This is a genomic window from Halorubrum sp. Atlit-26R (assembly GCF_003666015.1).
GTDB lineage: Archaea > Halobacteriota > Halobacteria > Halobacteriales > Haloferacaceae > Halorubrum.
In genome coordinates this window covers 1-994 of sequence record NZ_QPLT01000105.1, presented here as the reverse complement: position 1 = coordinate 994, position 994 = coordinate 1, and the positions used below count along the sequence as shown (strand labels likewise).

Genomic DNA, 994 nt, shown 5'->3' with positions numbered 1-994 from the left:
AACTACGGGTTTGGCAAGTTGTCGTTCATCGATTCGCAAGTGATCGATCTCGACGCGCTGGACTACGATCGGATCGCGGCAGCGGACGAGTACGTCATTGAGCTCGTGTCGCCGTTCGTGGTGGCGAGTGAGTTCCCGAACGCGGATGAGCAGTCGGTGCCGTGGTGGTGGGACACCTCACGTCCACGAGCATCTCCGGCTGATGGTGATGGTGACTGCAGGGCGAGTGCGGCGAGCCGTGCCGGGTTACGGCGACGGACGGAGCGCCTGGTTGATGATGACGAGGTGTATGAGTTGGCGACGATTGATCACGGGCAGATCGTCGGGTACGACGGAGCGCGCCCGGTTGAGACAGCGAAGAACGGGGTGCTCCGAGTTGGGACGCATTCGCGGTTCGGGTTTGGCGAACTCAGGGTTCGGCCGGTGAGCGATGATCGTGTTCCTGAACGGAGTCCCGAGTTTGCAGGGGGTGGGGCGTGATGGTGTTGGAGCAGGTCGCGTTCGATATTGAGACGACGGGCTTCGAGGTTGATGATGTAGTGACGGTCGTCGGGTTTGCAGTGCCGTTGGGGTGCCGCGTGTTCGTGCACGCTGGTAGTGCTGCAGTGGGCGCTGGTGAACTTGAGGATGAGGTGCGGGAGCGAGTCGGGGAACGAGTTGTCGTATCGGCTCACGAATCGGAACCCGACCTATTGCGAGCGGTCGGTGAGTTTGTCGCTGAGCGGATGTGTGGCGAGGACATGTTACTCGTTGCGTATAACGGTGAGCGGTGGCGTGACGGGTTTGATTTACCGTTCCTGCGGACACGGTTGGCGACGACGGGCGTCGAGTGGCCGTTCCGGGACGTGCCGTTCGCGGACGTGATGCCCGTCATTTCTCGCCGGTTCAACACGACCGTGGACGGCGATGAGCAGTCGAGTCTCGCCGCAGTATACGGGACGCTCTGTGATGAGGGTCTCAACACGATCGACCCGTTTACGGAGAGCGCCGAGGC

1 protein-coding gene and 1 pseudogene are annotated in these 994 nt (G+C 61.7%); both read left to right on the top strand.

The window, feature by feature from the left end; all coding sequences use genetic code 11:
• Positions 1 to 480, top strand: a pseudogene (locus tag DVK07_RS19555) (hypothetical protein); the annotation flags it as partial.
• Positions 480 to 994: hypothetical protein (locus DVK07_RS19550; RefSeq protein ID WP_121598516.1), on the top strand; the 515-nt coding region annotated here is incomplete at its 3' end. The pseudogene DVK07_RS19555 and the gene DVK07_RS19550, both read left to right, overlap by 1 nt.